This is a genomic window from Staphylococcus sp. FSL K6-3157 (genome assembly GCF_038005145.1).
GTDB lineage: Bacteria > Bacillota > Bacilli > Staphylococcales > Staphylococcaceae > Staphylococcus > Staphylococcus equorum.
This window is the reverse complement of the sequence record NZ_JBBOSM010000001.1, coordinates 237,872-257,771: the sequence shown is the minus strand read 5'-3', so window position 1 is coordinate 257,771 and position 19,900 is coordinate 237,872. Positions and strand designations below refer to the sequence as shown.

The window sequence follows — 19,900 nt, the reverse complement described above, 5'->3', positions numbered from 1 at the left end:
TTAATTTATATAAATCTAGTGACAATTTACATATAGGAGGTAATTTATGTTTTTAGCATGGAATGAAATTAAACGTAACAAGTTGAAATTCAGCTTGATTATCGGTGTCTTAATTATGATTAGTTACCTACTCTTCCTTTTATCTGGCTTAGCAAGCGGACTGATGAATATGAATAGAGAAGGTATCGATAAATGGCAAGCCGATGCTATTGTATTAAATAAAGATGCAAATGAAACTGTAGAGCAGTCTTCGTTCAATAAAGATGATGTCGGAAATACATATGATAAACAAACGACTTTAAAACAGACAGGTGTTATCGCTTCTAATGGTAATGCAGAAGAAAATGCCTTACTATTTGGAGTCACTTCTGATTCTTTCCTAGTACCTGATATGATAGAAGGCAAAAAAGTTAAATCTGACAATGAAGTAATAGCAGATGAAACTCTAAAAGATAAAGGATTTAAAATAGGAGATAAATTATCGTTATCACAATCAGATGAAAAATTAGAAATTGTAGGCTTTAGTGAAAGTGCTAAATACAATGCCTCTCCAGTGCTGTTTTCTAATAATAGTACAATACAAAAAATTAATCCTTCATTAAATGAAGATAAAACCAATGCGGTCGTGGTCAGAGATAAAGATTGGAATAAACAAGATTTAAATAGTGATTTAGAAGCTATAGAAATTGAAAGTTTCGTTGAAAACTTACCAGGTTATCAAGCTCAAAACTTAACGTTAAACTTTATGATTACATTCTTATTTATTATTTCTGCAACAGTGATTGGCATCTTTTTATATGTCATTACGTTACAAAAAACAAATTTATTTGGTGTGTTAAAAGCACAAGGCTTCACAAATGGATATTTAGCAAAAGTTGTATTATCACAAACGTTCATCATTGCGATGATTGGTACAGTGATTGGTCTTGCGCTAACTATACTTACTGGTGCCTTTTTACCAAGTGTGGTCCCAGTTAAATTTGATGTTACTACGTTATTAATATACGGCGTCGTCCTTATCATAGTTTCTCTATTAGGTAGCCTCTTCTCGATATTGACGATTAGAAAAGTAGATCCACTCAAGGCAATAGGATAAATAGGAGTGTATAAATAAATGCTAGAATTTAAAAACGTCACTAAAAGTTTTAAAGATGGGAATCAAACAATTGAAGCTGTAAAACCTACATCTTTGAAATTTAATAAAAATGAACTGATTGCCATTATCGGACCCTCTGGTTCTGGAAAAAGTACATTCCTAACAATGGCCGGCGCATTACAGACGCCCACATCTGGTGAAATTATCATCAATGATAAACAGGTATCTCAACTTTCGCTGAAAGAATTAGCAAAAACAAGGATGCAAGAAATTGGTTTTATTCTTCAAGCTACGAATCTTGTACCATTTCTAAATGTAAAACAGCAATTTAAGTTATTACAAAAACAGAAAAAAGATGTGCTAGACGAAGCAAGTTATAATCAACTTGTTAAGCAACTAGATATTGCGGTGCTTGAGAATAAACTTCCAAGTGAAATATCTGGCGGACAAAAGCAACGCGTTGCGATTGCTAAAGCACTTTATACAAAACCATCAATTATTTTAGCTGATGAACCAACCGCTTCATTAGACACAAACAATGCAATGGAAGTAATGAAAATTTTGAAAGAACAAACGATGGAACAAAACAAAACTTGTATCGTCGTTACGCATGATGAACGACTAACAGAGTATTGTGATAGCGTATATCACATGGAAGATGGTATGCTTACGCTGACTCAGGACAACAAATCATAATAAAATCCCTTCATAGCAATCAAATTCAAGTGATTATTTATGAAGGGATTTTTTATTTTGGTTAACAATTAATATCATATAATTAAATTTGTGATTAATATTAAGATAAGACCTACCACAGATAAGATAGACTCTAATAGCGTCCATGTTAAAAATGTTTCTTTCATAGTTAAACCAAAGTATTCTTTGAACATCCAGAAACCTGCGTCATTAACATGAGAACAGAAAATACTTCCTGCCCCAATTGCTAATACTACTAAGGAAATATTCACATCTGCTGTTTGCAATAATGGTAATACAATTCCTACTGAAGAAATCGCTGCTACTGTTGTAGAGCCTAATGCTGTACGTAATAAAGCAGCGGCCAACCACGCAAGAATAATCGGTGACATTTCTGTGCCTTTAAATATTTCTGATATAGTGTCACCAACACCGCCATCGATCAATATTTGCTTGAATGTTCCTCCACCACCAATGATAAGTATTAACATAGCAATTGGTGTAATTGCGTTAGCAACAGTGTCCATAATTTCCTTCATTGTTTGTTTACGTCTAATTCCCATTGTATATATCGCAAACAACACAGCGATAAGCATTGCAGTTACAGAAGTACCAATAAAGTAAATAAAACCTTCAAATCCTTTGGCGTTACCATCATCATTACCCGTAATGAGTTGTACCACTGTCGCCAATAACATCAATATAACTGGAGCAAGTGCTGTTAGTAGACTAATACCAAAACTAGGTAATTGATCTTGATCGTATTCCTTCATTTCTCCAACTGCTGCTTGATTACCTTCTCTTTTAAAAGCTTCTGGTGTCAGTTTATGTGCAATTAAAGGAAATGTTCCGCCAACAATAATCGCTAATGGAATTCCAATAATGATTCCATACATTAGCACATAACCAATATTTGCATTAACAGCTTCGGAAATCGCTACAGGACCTGGATGAGGTGGTAAAAATCCATGTGTTATAGCAATTGATGTTGCCATTGGTAAGCCGACTTTTAAATTCGATATTTCCATTCTTTTTGCTAATGTAAATACTAATGGAATTAATAATACAAATGCTACCTCTAAAAATAACGAAATACCAATAATAAATGAAGCAATAATCATAGCCCAGGTCACATATTTTTCGCCAAAAACGTTTATAAGTGTGTCTGCAATACGTGTTGCTCCACCACCGTCAGATAACAGTTTTCCTAAAATGGACCCGAGACCAAAGATAATTGCAATATGTCCTAAAGTATCGCCCATCCCTTTTTCAATAGTAGTGACAATCGTGTTTAAAGGCATACCTAGCAAGATACCTGTTACCATTGAAGTAATGATTAATGCAATAAATGTATTTAATTTAAGCCAAATAATTAACATTAATAATATAAGTACCCCTATTACTACAGCAATTAATGGCCACATTTCTCCCATCATTTTATCTCCCTACCTTCTAATTCTCTTTTATACTACTGTTCATTTTGTATACATTTGTTAACGTATTAGTACTACCAATATTTCCCGGGAAAATAACATAAGGCATATTAGAATACTTTGCTTCTTCACCAGTCAGCCACACAGGTACGCCTTGCGTTATTTGCCCAATTACTTGTGCTTTTTTAATTTCCAATCCTTTAGTTGCAACATCACTAGAAGTGATTCCGCCTTTGGCAATAATAAACTTTGGTTTTATGCTTAAGCCCCTTACAATTTCTACCAAAGCATTTGAAATATTTGTAGAAATCCCTAAATTATTTGTTAAATCTTCAGTCTTAATAACATCTCTAGAAGTATAAACAACCACATCTTTACTATTTTTAATTAATGATTCTACTTCTTGAATTCTTTCGTCTATATATACGTTTAAATCTGCTTTAGTAACTGATTTAACATCAAATTCAATTGGTGTGATATGAGTGTTGTTTAGTAAATGATGTAATTGTGATGATGTTTTTTTCACATGTGATCCAACGATAATCAAACCACCATGGTTATTATTACTAAATTGATTTAGATTAATGATTTCACCTGGAGTCTGACACATCGATTTCACAAACGACGCAGCTGTTCTAAACATAAATTTCTTATCATCATTCGCTAAAAATGCTGTTAAACAAGATACAAAATAATCCATATCTTCATCATTTAATGCATCTACCACGACTGCATCAAAGTTTGATACTGCGTGAAATGTTTGTAATATACTTTCTTTATTTCTTTCTCTTATTTGAGATAACGTAATATGGTATACATTTTCAGCTTTAACGTCACCAAAACTCTTCTCTTCTATAAAATCTGCCATCGTTTGGGATTCAAAACCAAATGTAGTATCATTGGCAAATTCACTTTCAGAAACAGGAGTGTATTTCCCATCTTCTTTAAGATAATGGACGCCGTTATATGTATACCTCTCACCTTCAAAAAATTCAGGTAAATAAAACACCGCATCAAATGCTTTTTCTGAGGCATCACTTAAGACCTTAGGTTCTAAATAAAAGTGACCTCTTAGAGTGGAATCGCCCCTACTAATTACAATAAAAGGGTAGTCTAAACGTCGAGAAACCAATTCTATATTTCGACTAATTTCCTGATGCAATTTTGTCGTTTCTTGTTCATTCAATGCTCTAGAATTAGTTAATATATAAAACATATGATTCTCTTGGTTAAATCCATCTTCAATTAAATCTTCCGACCAATCTGTATACACAGGTAAGTCTTTAACTGTTTGTGTACCAGTTGGATCATCATCCAAAACTATGATTTTATATTTAAAGTCATCCAATTGCTTATGAATCTCGTCATTGTTTGTTTGATTAATTAAATCTTCAGTTAGCACTTTCTCACCTCATCTATATATTATTAATTTTTTCAAAATATTTGATAATACCAGAATGATCATTTGTACCATTCCCTTGGGCTACTTCTGATTTATATATTTCTTTGACTTGATTTGCTAAAGGTAGTGTTAGTCCAACTGTATCTGCTGTCGAACTTACATTCTTCATATCTTTCAGGTTTATATTAAGTGTGCCACCAGGTTGATAATCTTCTTCAATCATCTTAGGAAATTTTGCTTCCATAACATTTGAACCTGCAAGGCCATCTTTAATTGCCTCATGCATACTTTCTAAGTCAATATCAAATTTTTTCGCAAGTACAACTGCTTCAGAAAGTGCTGCAATATTTGTATTTACTATAATCTGATTAGCCAGTTTAACAACACTTCCTGCACCGACATCACCGACTCTTATCACAGATTTTGCAATAGGTTTTAGAACGCTCTGAACGATTTCTAAATCTGATTCATCACAACCAATCATGACTGAGAGTTCACCAGTAATTGCTAATGGCTCACCGCCACTTACAGGTGCATCTATATATTTAATTTGCTTTTCTTTCAAAACTTTACTTATCTCTAACGACTCATTTGGCGTTAACGAACTTGTATCAACGACTGTCTGAACACTAATATCTGACTGATTTAAAATTGCATCTTTTCCACTGTATAAAACTGCTTTTACAATTTCACCATTAGGTAATGAAGTAATAATGTGATCTACTTCTTGAGCCATTTGTTTTACAGATACTGCTTGTGCACCCTCATTAATAACTTCTGCTTCTGCTTCTTTATTCAAATCATTAACGAGAACCGTCACATTCTCTTTCAAGTAATTCTTAACCATTGGTTTTCCCATTATACCGAGACCAATAAATCCTATTTTCATAAATTACACCCTCCTGAAAACGTTTACAAACATTATTGTATACTAAAACAATTAAAATGTATACATTTATACAAAGAATTATTTATAGTACACTTATGATAATGAGGTGAAGAAATTGAACACTAATGAATTAACTGTTTATCAAAAGATTAGAAATGATATTATTTCTGGTGAATTGAAAAAAGATGAAAAGATTACAGAAGCTAAACTTGCTAAGAAGTATGATGTAAGCAGAACGCCTATACGCGAGGCTTTGAAACAACTAGAATTAGAATATTTTATTAAAAACTCTTATATTTTCATGCCAACAAGTGAAGAATATAGACAAATTTTTGAAATGCGTATTTTATTAGAAACCTATGCATTAAGAAAAGCAGCGGTAGTATACACAAAAGAAGATTTAGAAGAATTGAATAAGTATGCCGAAATAAATATCGATAAAGAATCTGAAGATCAAATTATTGAAACGAATGACAAGTTCCATCAAAAGATTATTGCAGCTACAAATAATCAATTTATACTCGATACGTATCAAAAATACAAAAGTTTTATCTATCTATTTAGTCAAACTGTCATTAATCAACGCCGTCCTGGACTAATCGAAGAACATAAGGAAATTGTTGCGGCACTTTTTAAGAGAGACATAGATTTAGCTGTTGAATTATTAGAAACACATCTAAAAAATGATTTAGAATTCAGTCTCTATTATTTAGATTTTAAAAAAACTGAATAACATCAAATAGGCATAGATACATAGTAATTCAATGTATCTATGCCTATTTTTATTTCGACTAATTATAGAACTAATATAATTTAAATGAAAACTATGTATAAATTATATTAGTTCACAGTTATTGCTTTTTTTCCATTTTCGACATATATTATAGATAACTAGTATACTTTTTATACTACATCGGTTTATTTTCTTTTAAATAGGTAATGAGTATTAAAACTAGAAATTATCATAATGCGGGGGTACACATATGAATATTGTCGGTCATCATCACATTTCAATGTATACAAAAGATGCTCAAATAAACAAAGACTTCTACACTCAACTATTAGGATTACGCTTGGTAGAAAAATCCGTGAACCAAGATAATCCAACTATGTATCACTTGTTTTTCGGTGATGAAATTGGCTCTGTCGGTACGTTACTAAGTTTTTTTGAAATTCCACATGTAGGTAAGAATCGTCCTGGTACAAATTCTATCCATCGTTTTTCTTTACTCGTCCCAAATGAAGCTGCACTATCTTATTTCAAGTCGCGTCTCACAGAAGCTAATATTACGACAACTGATATAACATATCTAAATCAGCCAGCACTATTGTTTAAAGATGTCGATAATCTAGAAATTGTATTGCTCGTTAACGATGACTATAAAATCCCTACAACGTGGAGAAAAAATCCTTATACGGATATTCCTTTGCAACATCAAATATTAGGTATGGGACCTGTTGAGCTTAGAGTACGTGAAGCTCAACCAACAATCGATTTTTTAAAAAACGAACTCAATTATGCACCTCGTCAAGACACTGATGAAACTGTTATGGCATTAGATCAAGAAGGTTTGTATACTGATTTCGTAGTTATTGAACAACAAGGAGAGCGTGCGCGTCCTGGTCAAGGATATGTACATCATATCGCCGTGAACACGCCAAAAGATTCAAATTTAGAGTCTGTATTAAACACAATTAATCATAACCCAGGAAATAATAGTGGCATTATAGATCGCTACTTTTTCAAATCTCTTTATTATCGACATAATAGTATTATGTATGAATTTGCAACTGACTCACCTGGATTTACGGTTGATACAGAGATTGAAAACCTAGGTAAAGAACTCAATTTGCCAGATTTTATGGAAAATCAAAGAACAGAAATAGTGTCTAAACTACATGATTTATAAAGGATGATACGCTATGGCTAAATTAAAAATGAATGAAAATGCCCCATTAGAATTTGGTCTTTATTCACTTGGAGACCACTTACTTAATCCTCATAAAGGTGAAAAAGTAAGTTCTGAAAAACGTATACAAGAATTAATTGAAGCGAGTCAATTAGCCGAACAAGCAGGTATCAACGTTTTCGGCGTTGGTGAAAGCCATCAAGAACATTTTACTACACAGGCGCACACCGTTATTTTAGGTGCAATCGCACAAGCAACAAATACGATTAAAATATCTAGTTCATCCTCTATTATTAGTGCAGCTGATCCAGTTAGAGTCTTTGAAGACTTTGCAACACTAGACCTTATTTCTCACGGTCGCACAGAAATTGTAGCGGGAAGAGCATCACGTACTGGTATATTCGATTTATTTGGTTTAGATTTAAATGACTACGACGAACTTTATGAAGAGAAATTAAATTTACTGTTAGAACTTAATAAAACAAATAAAATTACTTGGTCTGGTAAGTTCAGACCTGACTTAAATAACATGGAAATTTTTCCAAGGCCTATAGATAATGTATTACCAATTTGGAGAGCAGTTGGTGGTCCTGCTGCTAGTGCAATCAAGGCTGGTCGTCAAGGTATTCCGATGATGATTACAACTTTAGGTGGTCCAGCAATGACATTTAAAAATTCTATAGACGAATACCGTTTAACTGCCAAAGAATATGGCTTTGACAATTCCGCTGAAGCATTACCTGTTTCTACAGCAAGTTTATTCTATACTGCTGATACAACACAAGCTGCTTTACGTGAATTTTATCCTCATATTAATGTAGGTATGTCATTTATAAGAGGAACTGGTTATCCAAAACAACAATTTGCAAATACACCTGATTATAGAGATGCCCTAATGGTAGGAAGTCCACAGCAAATTATTGAAAAAATACTTTACCAACATGAGTTATATAATCACCAAAGATTTATGGCCCAAATTGATTTTGGTGGTGTACCTTTCGATAAAATCATGAAAAATATCGAACTTATCGGTAATGAAATTATACCTGGAATCAAAAACCATTTGAAAAAGTAGGTGACTTAGCATGAAAATCGTAATTCTATCCGGTTCAACTGTCGGTTCTAAGACAAGTACAGCCATGACATATTTAAACGAAGCAATTTCTCATCAACATGAAATTCAATTTTTTGATTTAAAAAATTTAAATTTGTCATTTAGTGATGGTCGCAATTATTTAGATTATTCAGGAGATACTTTAGAATTCACTACTGCCTTAATGCAAGCTGATATTATTTTTATTGGTTTCCCTATATTCCAAGCTTCAATTCCTGGCACTTTAAAAAACGTATTTGATCTACTTCCTGTTAACGCTTTTAGAGATAAAGTTATCGGAATCATAGCCACGGCCGGTTCACCTAAGCATTATTTAATTCCTGAAACACAATTAAAACCAATATTAGGTTATATGAAGGCACACATTATTCAAACTTATGTATTTATCGAAGAACGTGATTTCTCACAAGGTGCTATTGTAAATGATGATATCTTATTCAGAATAGAGGAATTAGCTACTTCAACATTACGCGTCTCCAAAGTGTATTCACAAATAATAGAAGAAGAAAATGATCAATATGACTTTTAGTATATAAATTTCACAAATTAAACTTAAGTACATTAATCTTTAATTATAAAATAGTTGGTTTAATAAAAATACGGAGAAACGATAAATATCATCGTCTCTCCGCTTTTTTTAATCTTTCATCATTATAATCAATATGTTATTAATTCAATTTATTGGTAACTAAACCTTTAGCAGTTTCAAAAACAGTAATATCTTTTTTTGTGATGAGGTCTTCAGTTAATTGCAATTCAGTTATTTGGTTTGTATCATACCATTTAACATACATTGTGCGTGTTGTTAAATTGAACACAGTTTGGTAAAGGGTATAATGCAATTCTCCATTTTCATCAAGTACAGCGCCTTTAGGAATACTAATGCCATCTAATAATTTGAATGCATCCAACACATCATACTCAGGTTTGTCACTATTTATAAGATGATTTTTCAAAAATGCGGTGCGCACAAATCGCTCTGGTGCTGTATAGCCACCCGGTAAACCATAAGTGCCACCTTCATTTCCTAAGGATTTTAGTGGTTGCCCCATAAATGTACTTTCCTGTGGTTTCTGTGGTGTAATATTTGTATAATTTCTTAGGTTTTCGTAATGCCAGTTTAAATCTGGGTTATTCGTTAATACGCCGATTGGATTTTCATTTATGACGATACGGCCATCTTGGAATGTAAGTTCGACAGATCTACCTGTATCATCAGAAACGTGATAATGCAATGGCGGTACTTCTGCAATTTCGTTTACTACATGTGCTACCACATTAACTGATTTAGCATTTTCGATTAAATCTTCAATATTTTTATTATAGCCAAGTATCCATGTAATAATTTCGTTTTGGCTAATATTTATAAAGCCTTCTCGTACTTCAGAAGCATACGATGCATAACCTCTAAAGTACTGTACGGAAGCACCCACGCCGTGTTCATTCACGCCGTCTCCAAATACAAAGCCTGCCATATCGCTGCCTGCTCCGATAAAACCATACAACGTCTCACCTTTATATCCAACACGTGATTCCCAATAAAAATGACGCGGCTGTACTGCGGGTTGTCCGTCCAAATGATAGACAAAATCCATCGTACGTCCTAAGATCGCCTGGTTACTCTTTGATAAGAATGAAAATCCTGTACACATTCATAATCTACTCCTTTACGCTATGCTTAATCTCTATCTATAGTGATTAAATTCAGGTTCTTGTTCCTTGTTCCTCTCTATATTAGGAAACTTCTTACTATATTAATACTAATTCGCTTGCGTAACCGAGTTAAAATATAAAAATTAAGTTCTTTTTTAAGTCGTAATATATTCACATCGTTTACCTGTGCTCAATGAAGTTGGTACATCAATAATGCGTTGATTTAATGAACCTTTATAAGGTAAGTTAGGTTGAAACAAATGATTGATAAAAGGCCCATCTACTAATACATCGATGAGCTCAAGTAATGCCCTTCTCTCAGCAGTATCTTGAACTAAATATTCATATAAAAATCCTGTCCATACCCATAACGATTTGGAATTACCAAAACGTTGCCTCAATACTTGGGCACATTTTAAAGTAATATCTACATTACAGAAAGGTTCGCCACCTAAAATGCTTAAACCCGAAATATAATCTGGTTCGCAATAATTCATAATTTCTTCTAAAATCGAGCCATTAAAACGCTCTCCGTATCTAAAATTTTGAGCAGCTTTGTTATAACAATTTTTACAAGCAAAAGGACAACCAGAAACGTACATACTGCATCTAACCCCTTCGCCATCAACAAAGCTCTGTGCTTCTATTTTGGCAATATAACCTTGTCCCTTTGTGATTTCTAAGATTTTCATAATGTTGTATCTTTCAAGTGTTTAACACGTGCACACATTTCTTTATGACGACCTTCAATTGTCGGCCGTTGTACAGGATTGCCTAAATAACCGCAAGTTCGTTTAACGACATCTACAGTTGTTGGGTCATCATTACCACATTCAGGACATTGATAACCTTTAGCCGTTGTTTTGAAATCTCCTTTAAAATCACATTTACGACAATGATCGATAGGAATGTTCGTCCCTAGATAGCTCACCTTGTCATAGGCATAATCCCAAACCGCTTCCAAAGCTTTCAAATTATGATTGAGCTTTGGATACTCGCAATAGTGAATATACCCACCGCTCGCATATACAGGATAATCTTTTTCAAAATCAATTTTCTTAAATGGTGTGATGTCTTTACGTACATCATAATGGAATGAATTTTGGTAGTAGCCTTTATCTGTAATGTCAGCAACGTCACCAAATTTTTCTCGATCTAATCTGCAAAATCTATCTGTTAAAGATTCACTTGGTGTACTATATATGCTGAACCACACATCGTATTTTTCAGTCCAACGTAGTTGATAAACTTTCATGGCTTTTAAAATAGCTAACGTAAATGCTTTGCCTTTGGACTTACTTTCCCAATTCGGACCAAAGAATACTGTAGCCGCTTCATATAAACCGATATAACCCATAGACAATGTTGCACGTTGACCTTTAAATAGGTCCATCACACTATCATTGTCTGTTAAACGATGTTTAAATGCGCCATTTTTATATAAAATAGGAGCATTATCAGGTGTTGCTTCTGCTATTCGCTCTATACGATACACTAACGCATCATGCATGAGATTCATGCGTTCATGGAATAATTTCCAAAATAGTTCTATATCTCCATCAGATTCTAATGCAATGCGTGGTACATTGAGTGTCACTACCCCAAGATTACATCTACCATTATTTTCATATTCACCTGCTTCATTTTTCCATGCAGGTAAAAATGAACGACATCCCATCGGTGCTTTGAAATCGCCTAGCAATTCAACAGTTTTATCATAATTTAAAACATCTGGGTACATACGCTTTGTAGAACATTCTAGCGCAAGTTGTTTAATATCATAATTGGGATCTAATTCATTGAAATTCACACCTTTTTTGATGGAAAATACTAATTTAGGAAAAATTGCGGTAATACGGTCTTTACCTAATCCTTTAATACGCGTGTGAAAAATTGCTTGCTGAATTTTACGGCTATATTTATCTATACCGAGCCCAAATCCCAGTGTTACAAATGGCGTCTGTCCATTAGATGTATATAAAGTATTAATTTCATACTCTAAACTCTCAATAGCATCACTTATATCTTGTGTCACTTGAGTATCCACATATGTATCAATATCCGCTGCATTCACAAATTTTTCTGCAACTTTGCGGTGTTTTTGCTCATTAAATTGAGCGTACTTACTTAACAATTCATCTACTCTATCAATTGTGCAACCGCCATACTGACTACTCGATACATTCGCAATAATCTGTACTAACTGCGCAGATGCTGTTTGAATCGATTTCGGTGAAGTCACTGTTGCGTTACCTATTTGAAAACCGTCTTCTAGCATACTTTCAGCATCGATTAAACAACAATTCGTTAGCGGTTGAAAAGGATGATAATCTAAATCATGAAAATGAATATCTCCCTGTTTATGCGCTTCAGCCACATGCTTTGGCAGTAAATAGTCCAATGCATATGATTTAGAAACTACTCCCGCCGTTAAATCTCTCATTGTTGAAAACGTAGAACTATCTTTATTGGCATTTTCATTAACTACTGTAGGATCTTTAGTAATAAGATTTTTTAAATTCGTTTCAAGTTTATTCATATTATCCCTCTTCACTATATATTGTGTTTTATTTTAATTTATAACACTATATATAGTGATTCAAATATGAACATCTACGTTAACGAATTTGTCATATATTTTCAAACATTTCATGAACTTTAGTTTGTTTTTGCAATAAATGCATTACCTCATTTATCACTTTAAGCATTTTAGAAGTTCTTCATATAATGCTACTGCTTGGCCTTCATTTTCAATACCATACACGTTCATTCTGCCGTCTTTAAATAGCGTTATTTGATAATCTCGATAAGATATCATTTTAGCGAAATGATTACTTTTCATAACTTTCACTGGAAGTAAATCTGTATATTTAAATATTTGAGGAGTAAATCTCAGTAGAAATACATTACCGCACTGTTTTTCAATAGAATTTGGTTGAGCCATGTTGAGATATTCATAATTTCCTTCGTTACAGATAGGGCAGTTACTATTTTTTAATGAATCTATATTGAGTGTTTTATATTGCATCGTAAAGCAATCCATCGTTGTTAATTTTTTAGAAAAACCTTTTCCAGACAGCCACCTTAATAACTCTGAGACTTCCATGCTTGCCACTTGATGAATCACTGGAGGAAGCACACCGTTTATTGCGCAACTTTCCCCTGTAGATGGCGTCGTACTAAGCATACATTTTAAGCATGGCCCCTGATAATCAATGGCATATACTGTGCCCTTACTGCCTACAGCTGCACCATAAATCCATGGCACACCTAATTTATGACAAACTTCATTAATCAAATATCTAATCGCAAAATGATCCATTCCATCTAGAACAATGTCAGGTTGATGTTGACAGAGTAATACTTCAATATTTGTATTTGTAATCTCTTGATATAACGCCTGTACTTGAACTTCACTATTAATTTGTCCAAGATGCACTTTTAACGCTTCTACTTTAGGCAGCATTTGCGTGGCATCTGCTTCAACATAAGTAGCCTGTCTGTGTAAATTGGATTGTTCTACAATATCCATATCGATAATGGTGAGCTGACCAACACCCATTCGAGTTAACAGCTCTGCACATTGGCTTCCAAGCGCACCTGCGCCCATGATCATGACATGTGTCTGTTGCAATTGCGCTTGTCCATATTTACCAAATGCTTCATAACGCATTTGGCGATCATAGCGTTGTGTCATAGGAATCCTATACCTTCAGTAGGGCTTGAAGCTTGTGCTGTGTATTTCACTGGTATTCTTCCCGCTTCATAACTCAACCTACCTGCATGAATACCTAATTTCATCGCTTTCGCCATTTTCACTGGATTTTGTGCGCTAGATATTGCCGTATTAAGTAGGATACCATCTGCTCCGAGTTCCATTGCATGACAGGCATCTTTAGGAGAACCAATACCCGCATCAACTATGACAGGAACATTTACTTTTTCGATTATATAACGTAAATTCAAAGGATTATTAATACCTCTGCCCGTGCCTATCGGTGATGCGAGTGGCATAATTGCATGCACACCTAAATCTTCTAATCGTTTTGCTAATACCACATCATTAGAAATATAAGGACAAACTGTATAACCTTTATCTAACAAGATTTCACAAGCTTTATACGTTTCTAACGGGTCGGGCAATAATGTTTCATCGTCTCCTATAACTTCTACTTTAATCATGTCACAGACACCTGCATGATTTGCGATTTCAGCTATGCGGACTGCTTCTTCTGCTGATTTTGCACCTGCAGTATTAGGAAAAGTAATGAATTTAGTTAAGTCTACTTTCGCTAATGGATTGGGTAAATTTTTATCGTATAAATTCATTCGACGTACTGCAAAGGTCAAAACCTCTGTCCCGGACGCCTCGATTGCTTCCGTTTGTATTGCTTCACTATCAAATTTCCCTGTACCTAATAATAATCTTGAATTCAACTTAAATTCTCCTATATTGAACATGTTATCCGCCTCCTACAAATTCTAATAATTCCAAACGATCTTCATCTGTAACCTTATGCTTTGAAAATTGTTCTCGCTGAATTAATTGTTCATTATGTTCCACAATCATACGCGTTTCATCCAAATCCAATTCTTGAATCACTTCCTGAATACTTAATACCTTATCAAAAGTAAAGTTGTCACCGTTTATAATGCACTTCATTGGTCTTACCCCTTTCAATTATAAAATCTGCAAATTGTTCCGGCTTACGATCATACTGAATCCAATTGCTCATCCATTTTCCGACGTAAGGTGATAGTAAAATGCCATTGCGATAATGCCCTGAAATGATAAATAAATGCTTGTCTATTTCATCCATAATGGGTTTTTCACCTGAGGTATAAGGTCTAATGCCTGACCATTGATTGATTAATTTACCATCTCTTAATTTAGGAATATGCGTCGTAGCCTGTTGTAACAACCATTTTTTCCCTAATTGAGAAACGCCTACTGAATAATCATCAAAGTAACTTGTGGCTCCAATTAAATAACGATTTTTCATTTTTGGAACAACGTAACAACCATTTGTAGTAAATAGCGTTGTTTCTAAAGACAGATTTGGATGCTCTACAAGTAACACTTCACCTTTAACGCCTGTAACACTACTGTTTGGCATGTAGTGGCTCAATAATTTTCCACTCCAAGCTCCTCCAGCGACCACTATCTTTTCCGCAGTTAACACATCTGTATCGGTTACCACACGATAGCCTGGATTTAATGGTGTTATGTCACTAACTTCTGTGTTGTAAATACGGTGAATGCCCCGTTGTTCTAATGATTTTAATAACGCTTTCGTGTATTTATTGGCATTGATTTGATTATCATTCGGTATATACATCGCGGATAAATTGTCTGATATTACGTTGCCATTCGTTCTTTCTTTCAGTAACTTTGCAGGCAATAATTCCACAGATCGGTTGTATTGCTGCAGAAATTTGTATTGCTTTTCAACACTTGCGTTATCATCAATACTGCTTGCGATTTTAATTAAACCACTATCCAGATATTCAATATCTAAGCCTACTTCATCTAGCAAACTATCCCTCAGTGGCTCGAACATAACTTGAGACTCTCGTGCTATATGAAACAAATCACTGTCTTCAGTAAATTCATTTTGAGCACCAAGCATTCCTCCAGCTTTAAATGAAGCATGTTTCCCTGGTATATCACGATCTATCACAGCAATTTTGATATCTGATTTACTTAATTCTCTCGCGATTGACATACCCATTACACCAGAGCCAATGATTATGACATCATACATACGTCTTCCAAGCCTCCTTCAGCTGTTTAATTTCATTTACGTTTTGTTGCGCAAAAATGGAAATCCCTGCAATGCCTTTGAATCCATTAGGTAGCTCTTTTAAAGTTTGTGTATTGATACCGCCTAAAGCGATAATTGGGATATTGAATTTTAACGCTTTATTTATTTCATTTTCTGTCCTTGGATGTTTATTCGGTTTGGAATTGGTTTTAAAAATATGTCCATATAAGACAAATGCTAACTGTAATGCTTCTGCTTGCGCTATATGTTTTGTGTCGTGTGTAGACATACTAACTTGGATGTCTGGATGATTATATTTAAAGTCCGCTATGCGCTCATCTTTTTCTTTAAAATGAATCGCACGTAACTTGCATCGTGTTAATACAGTTAAATTGTCATGAATAATTATTTTACTTTTCGGAAAGCCGGATTGATTAAGCAAATGAACCCAATCAATCAATTCAGCCGTCTCCATTGGTGTTCTGATAATTAAATAGTCTATAAACTGCTCTATTTTGATATACTGCTTAATTTCTACTGCATTTAAATACTTATACTGTGTAATTGCTATAAACAATGTTTTCACCCCAAATAAAAAAACGTCATTTTTCTGGTAAGAAAAATGACGTTGGATTAACGAATTCGCATGTTTATAACGCCACTTTCCTACGCCAGTACAAACTGGATCAGGTTCAAGGAATTCCCAAGTTACTACTTCGGTCTCAGCCTTATGCAAGGCACTTCCAGTGGTTATTTAAGCTATTTAATTTTTATAATAATTATTAAATATGTGTTGAAGAATTATTACATACAACTTAACCTATTCCATTGATTATTTCAAGTGGTATTATAATTTAAGTTGTTTTTAAGTGTTAAAGTAGATACTATTACTTATTTTTAAATTATTCAACTAGTAACTATTTTTTACTTTTAGATATTTCTAGTAAACTAGCTGTAAGACTTTGAGTTTGTCGATATACACTTTGATATAAATCAAAATATTGCATATATTGTTTGTGTTTCTCACTATCTGGTTTAAAAGATTTTTCATAACGTATAAATTGCTTTGTAGCCGCTTCGATACTTTCATACCATCCTAGACCACATACAGCCAAGATTGCCGCGCCCATACAAGGCCCTTCTTCATACTTCAATTTACTAATTTCAGCATTAAATATATCGGCTTGTAATTGCAACCAAAAGTCGCTTTTTGCACCGCCACCGATAGACACGATATGTTTAATATCTTTACCACAATCGCGTAAATATTTTATCGACTCGAATAAAGAAAAGGTTATGCCTTCAATAACTGCCCGTGCCATGTCCCCACTACTGTGTAAGCCACTTAAACCTATAAAGCTCCCTCTGATGTTGGAATCCCCATGTGGCGTACGTTCTCCCGATAAATATGGTGTGAATAACAATCCATTACTGCCAACCTGTGATTGGCTCGCCATGGTAATGATTTCATCATAGCTTAAATGTCCTAATATATTTCGGCGTAGCCACTGCAAACTGTCACCAGCAGCAAGTGTCACGCCCATAACATAAGCCATATCTTCTAAAGCATGATTAAAATAATGCATATTCCGGCGATACTCCGTATGTTTTTCACTTTCACATGATAAGACCACGCCTGAGGTGCCAATACTACAGAGTGTTTCATTGGTTTTAATCATTCCCGCACCAAGCGCTCCACACGCATTATCACCACCACCTGCAATAACAGCCACTTGCGCATTTAGTCCGAGTTCTGTTGCTATCTCCTCGTCCATATAACCAACTAATTTATGTGAAGCTACAAGTTTAGGGTAAATATTATGAATACCAAATTGTTTACCAATATTTTCATCCCAAGCTTTGCACTTATGATCAAATAATAATGTACTTGAGGCATCTGAATATTCCATATTTAACTTGCCAGTTAATTTGAATCGAACATAATCCTTAGGTAATAAAAACACTTTCGTATTGCGCCAATGTTCAGGTTCATTTTCCTTTATCCATAATAATTTCGTAAGGGTAAAACCTTCTAATACAGGATTATCTAACACATAATCACCTAGTTTTTCTCTAATAACCTCACATTGAGATGTAGTCCTTGTATCGTTCCAAAGAATTGCATTTCGTAGTGGTTCGCCATTATCGTCCAATATCACCAAACTATGCATTTGTCCTGAAAGTGATAGTCCGCTAATATGCATATGCTTAACTTCATCTGTCACCATTAATCGCTTAATACATCGTTTAGTTGCTTCAAACCACGCTTCTGGATGTTGTTCATTAAACCCATTTTGTGGCTGTATGATGTCTAGAGATTCGCTTGCACTCTGTAAAACTTTACCATGTCTATTTACTGCTATTACTTTAACAGAGCTTGTTCCAATATCAATACCTAACACTGTATCAGTCAATTTAATCGGTCCTTTATAAATAGATTTTAAATTTTTATTTCGTAATATGTGATATACGACCTATTTATAACACGTCCGATAAATAAATCAAAATTCTAAAAAAAGAGCAGGAATATGAAATCAAATTATGATTTCATATTCCCGCTCCACTAGGTTGTCTAGATATTTAAAATAGAATTCTAGAAAAATAGATGACGATGACTACTGTTACTGCACTTAGTAGTGTTGATAAGAATACCAATTGCGCAGCAAGTTCTGGGTGGTTATCATATTCTTGCGCAATAACTGAACTATTTACCGATGTTGGCATAGCAGAAGCGATAAATAATGTTTGTGCAATCACGCCTTCTAAACCAAGTAATTTAATAATCACTAAAGCAATAAGTGGACCAATAACTAGTCTCACAAATATATAAATATAAGAAATTGACCATTTAAAGCTGAATTTAATATTCGCTATTTGAGCACCTAGCAATAATAATGCAACAGCAATCATTGCATCCGCCACGTAATTTGCTGGCGTCCAAATAAATTCTGGGATTGGCACATTATTATAATTTAAAATAATAGCTAACACCAAAGCGTATAAAACTGGCATTTTAAAATATCCAAGTAGCGCCTGTAATTTCCCTATTTGCAACGACTGAATCGCAAAAATTCCGTATGAAAAAGTGAATATATTTTGTAATGACAATACAATAACTTGCACAGACATAGCTAATGGATCGCCCTTAAACACTAAATCATTAACTGGAACGCCATAGTTGCCTGAATTGAAAAACAGAATACTATTCGTCAACGTTGTTGCTTCCCCTTTATCTGTTTTACGAATAGTAGACAACAGTTTACCAATGACATATAGGACGACCATATACAAAATAAAGAAAATGACTATGTAAAATAAAAGCTTTATAGCGAAATCTGTTTTATAAAACTTCACAAATATAAACCCTGGTACAAATACATATATATTTAATTTAGCTAGCGTCTTTAAATCTAATGTGAATTTCTTTTGTAAAATAAACCCTAAAAAAATCATGATAAAAATAGGTAAAAGCACAGTTTGTAAAATATACAACATCTCACTCATTATATTCCCCCTTTGTTCAAAATCATATATGAATTAGACTTATATAAATTAATTATTATAGTTTATGATAGCAGAATATTAATTAATTTACTGTTTGTCTGACTAATAAAATATTTTTCATCTTTATATTTACGTATGAAATAAAAAAACGGATTGTTTAACGTGAAACAATCCGTTGTTTTATAAACATTTTATGTATGGGATTTCATTTTTAAGATTCTGAAATCTAGACTCTTTTTAACTTGGTCGTCTGAAAAAATATATCCAAACCACTATGATTTCCACATACTGAGTCGAGAATTAGACTTCTGCTAGTCTTCCTTCACTAAGAGGTAAGGCTAACCTTTGGGTAAAATGCCAATTTCATGCGGAAATTAGCTCTATTTTGTAATTAAGTATTCTAAGTTTAGTGTTTCTTTCAAATACTTAATATTTTAT

General features: G+C 33.8%; 19 protein-coding genes and 1 riboswitch. Of the genes, 6 read left to right on the top strand and 13 right to left on the bottom strand.

Translation table 11 applies throughout. The features are described from left to right. The first annotated feature begins 46 nt into the window (after window positions 1-46). Window positions 47-1,096, top strand: a complete 1,050-nt coding sequence (locus MHB47_RS01140; RefSeq protein ID WP_340754468.1) for an ABC transporter permease — start codon at window positions 47-49, stop codon at window positions 1,094-1,096. A gap of 18 nt (window positions 1,097-1,114) precedes the next feature. Next, window positions 1,115-1,792 (top strand): ABC transporter ATP-binding protein, encoded by a 678-nt coding sequence (locus MHB47_RS01135; RefSeq protein ID WP_046465779.1) that lies wholly within the window; start codon window positions 1,115-1,117, stop codon window positions 1,790-1,792. Between the two features lie 74 nt (window positions 1,793-1,866). On the opposite strand, the gene MHB47_RS01130 is transcribed toward MHB47_RS01135, so the two are convergent. The 3 genes from MHB47_RS01130 to MHB47_RS01120 are packed head-to-tail and all read right to left on the bottom strand — an operon-like array spanning window position 1,867 to window position 5,516. Then, the gene (locus MHB47_RS01130) at window positions 1,867-3,228 is read right to left on the bottom strand and encodes a gluconate:H+ symporter (RefSeq protein WP_107517225.1); all 1,362 of its coding nucleotides are present in this window, start codon (window positions 3,226-3,228) and stop codon (window positions 1,867-1,869) included. A gap of 16 nt (window positions 3,229-3,244) precedes the next feature. Then, window positions 3,245-4,627, bottom strand: a complete 1,383-nt coding sequence (locus tag MHB47_RS01125) for a four-carbon acid sugar kinase family protein (RefSeq protein ID WP_107517224.1) — start codon at window positions 4,625-4,627, stop codon at window positions 3,245-3,247. Between the two features lie 13 nt (window positions 4,628-4,640). Then, window positions 4,641-5,516 (bottom strand): NAD(P)-binding domain-containing protein, encoded by an 876-nt coding sequence (locus MHB47_RS01120; protein ID WP_340754461.1) that lies wholly within the window; start codon window positions 5,514-5,516, stop codon window positions 4,641-4,643. A gap of 115 nt (window positions 5,517-5,631) precedes the next feature. Here MHB47_RS01120 and MHB47_RS01115 point away from each other — a divergent pair, with 115 nt between their 5' ends. The 4 genes from MHB47_RS01115 (at window position 5,632) to MHB47_RS01100 (ending at window position 9,069) form a co-directional block, all read left to right on the top strand. Then, on the top strand, window positions 5,632-6,249 hold the full coding sequence (locus MHB47_RS01115; protein ID WP_021338909.1) for a GntR family transcriptional regulator: 618 nt from the start codon (window positions 5,632-5,634) through the stop codon (window positions 6,247-6,249). 250 nt (window positions 6,250-6,499) lie between these two features. Beyond that, on the top strand, window positions 6,500-7,426 hold the full coding sequence (locus MHB47_RS01110) for a VOC family protein (protein WP_340754459.1): 927 nt from the start codon (window positions 6,500-6,502) through the stop codon (window positions 7,424-7,426). A 13-nt stretch (window positions 7,427-7,439) separates the two neighbouring features. Then, the gene (locus MHB47_RS01105; protein ID WP_340754457.1) at window positions 7,440-8,501 is read left to right on the top strand and encodes an LLM class flavin-dependent oxidoreductase; all 1,062 of its coding nucleotides are present in this window, start codon (window positions 7,440-7,442) and stop codon (window positions 8,499-8,501) included. A 10-nt stretch (window positions 8,502-8,511) separates the two neighbouring features. After that, window positions 8,512-9,069 carry an NADPH-dependent FMN reductase gene (locus tag MHB47_RS01100; RefSeq protein WP_340754455.1) on the top strand — a complete coding sequence of 186 codons (558 nt, stop codon included), beginning with the start codon at window positions 8,512-8,514 and terminating at the stop codon, window positions 9,067-9,069. Window positions 9,070-9,208: 139 nt separating this feature from the next. Here the strand turns inward: MHB47_RS01100 and MHB47_RS01095 are convergent, their stop codons facing one another. The 10 genes from MHB47_RS01095 to MHB47_RS01050 all read right to left on the bottom strand — a co-directional run bounded on the left by MHB47_RS01095 (window position 9,209) and on the right by MHB47_RS01050 (window position 19,462). Further along, on the bottom strand, window positions 9,209-10,192 hold the full coding sequence (locus tag MHB47_RS01095) for a choloylglycine hydrolase family protein (RefSeq protein ID WP_340754453.1): 984 nt from the start codon (window positions 10,190-10,192) through the stop codon (window positions 9,209-9,211). Between the two features lie 156 nt (window positions 10,193-10,348). Then, complete coding sequence (nrdG, locus tag MHB47_RS01090) at window positions 10,349-10,885, bottom strand: anaerobic ribonucleoside-triphosphate reductase activating protein (protein ID WP_340754452.1); 537 nt, start codon at window positions 10,883-10,885, stop codon at window positions 10,349-10,351. Then, a complete protein-coding gene (gene nrdD / locus MHB47_RS01085; protein WP_340754450.1) occupies window positions 10,882-12,747 on the bottom strand; it encodes an anaerobic ribonucleoside-triphosphate reductase in 1,866 nt (621 codons plus the stop codon). The genes nrdG and nrdD overlap by 4 nt, the downstream gene beginning before the upstream one ends. A 141-nt stretch (window positions 12,748-12,888) precedes the next feature. Beyond that, on the bottom strand, window positions 12,889-13,890 hold the full coding sequence (locus MHB47_RS01080) for a ThiF family adenylyltransferase (RefSeq protein ID WP_340754448.1): 1,002 nt from the start codon (window positions 13,888-13,890) through the stop codon (window positions 12,889-12,891). Beyond that, window positions 13,887-14,654: a thiazole synthase gene (locus MHB47_RS01075; RefSeq protein WP_340754446.1), complete on the bottom strand. Its 768-nt coding sequence runs from the start codon at window positions 14,652-14,654 to the stop codon at window positions 13,887-13,889. Before MHB47_RS01075 ends, MHB47_RS01080 begins: the two co-directional genes overlap by 4 nt. Before the next feature lies 1 nt (window position 14,655). Continuing rightward, entirely contained in the window at window positions 14,656-14,856 is a 201-nt protein-coding gene (thiS, locus tag MHB47_RS01070) for a sulfur carrier protein ThiS (protein WP_107516704.1), read from the bottom strand. After that, entirely contained in the window at window positions 14,834-15,958 is a 1,125-nt protein-coding gene (locus MHB47_RS01065; RefSeq protein WP_340754443.1) for an NAD(P)/FAD-dependent oxidoreductase, read from the bottom strand. The genes thiS and MHB47_RS01065 overlap by 23 nt, the downstream gene beginning before the upstream one ends. Next, window positions 15,951-16,544 carry a thiamine phosphate synthase gene (locus tag MHB47_RS01060; RefSeq protein ID WP_340754441.1) on the bottom strand — a complete coding sequence of 198 codons (594 nt, stop codon included), beginning with the start codon at window positions 16,542-16,544 and terminating at the stop codon, window positions 15,951-15,953. The genes MHB47_RS01065 and MHB47_RS01060 overlap by 8 nt, the downstream gene beginning before the upstream one ends. A gap of 60 nt (window positions 16,545-16,604) precedes the next feature. Next, window positions 16,605-16,713, bottom strand: a riboswitch (TPP riboswitch). A gap of 162 nt (window positions 16,714-16,875) precedes the next feature. Further along, the gene (xylB, locus tag MHB47_RS01055) at window positions 16,876-18,372 is read right to left on the bottom strand and encodes a xylulokinase (RefSeq protein WP_340754439.1); all 1,497 of its coding nucleotides are present in this window, start codon (window positions 18,370-18,372) and stop codon (window positions 16,876-16,878) included. 166 nt (window positions 18,373-18,538) lie between these two features. After that, complete coding sequence (locus tag MHB47_RS01050) at window positions 18,539-19,462, bottom strand: AEC family transporter (RefSeq protein ID WP_340754437.1); 924 nt, start codon at window positions 19,460-19,462, stop codon at window positions 18,539-18,541. Window positions 19,463-19,900: the final 438 nt, after the last annotated feature.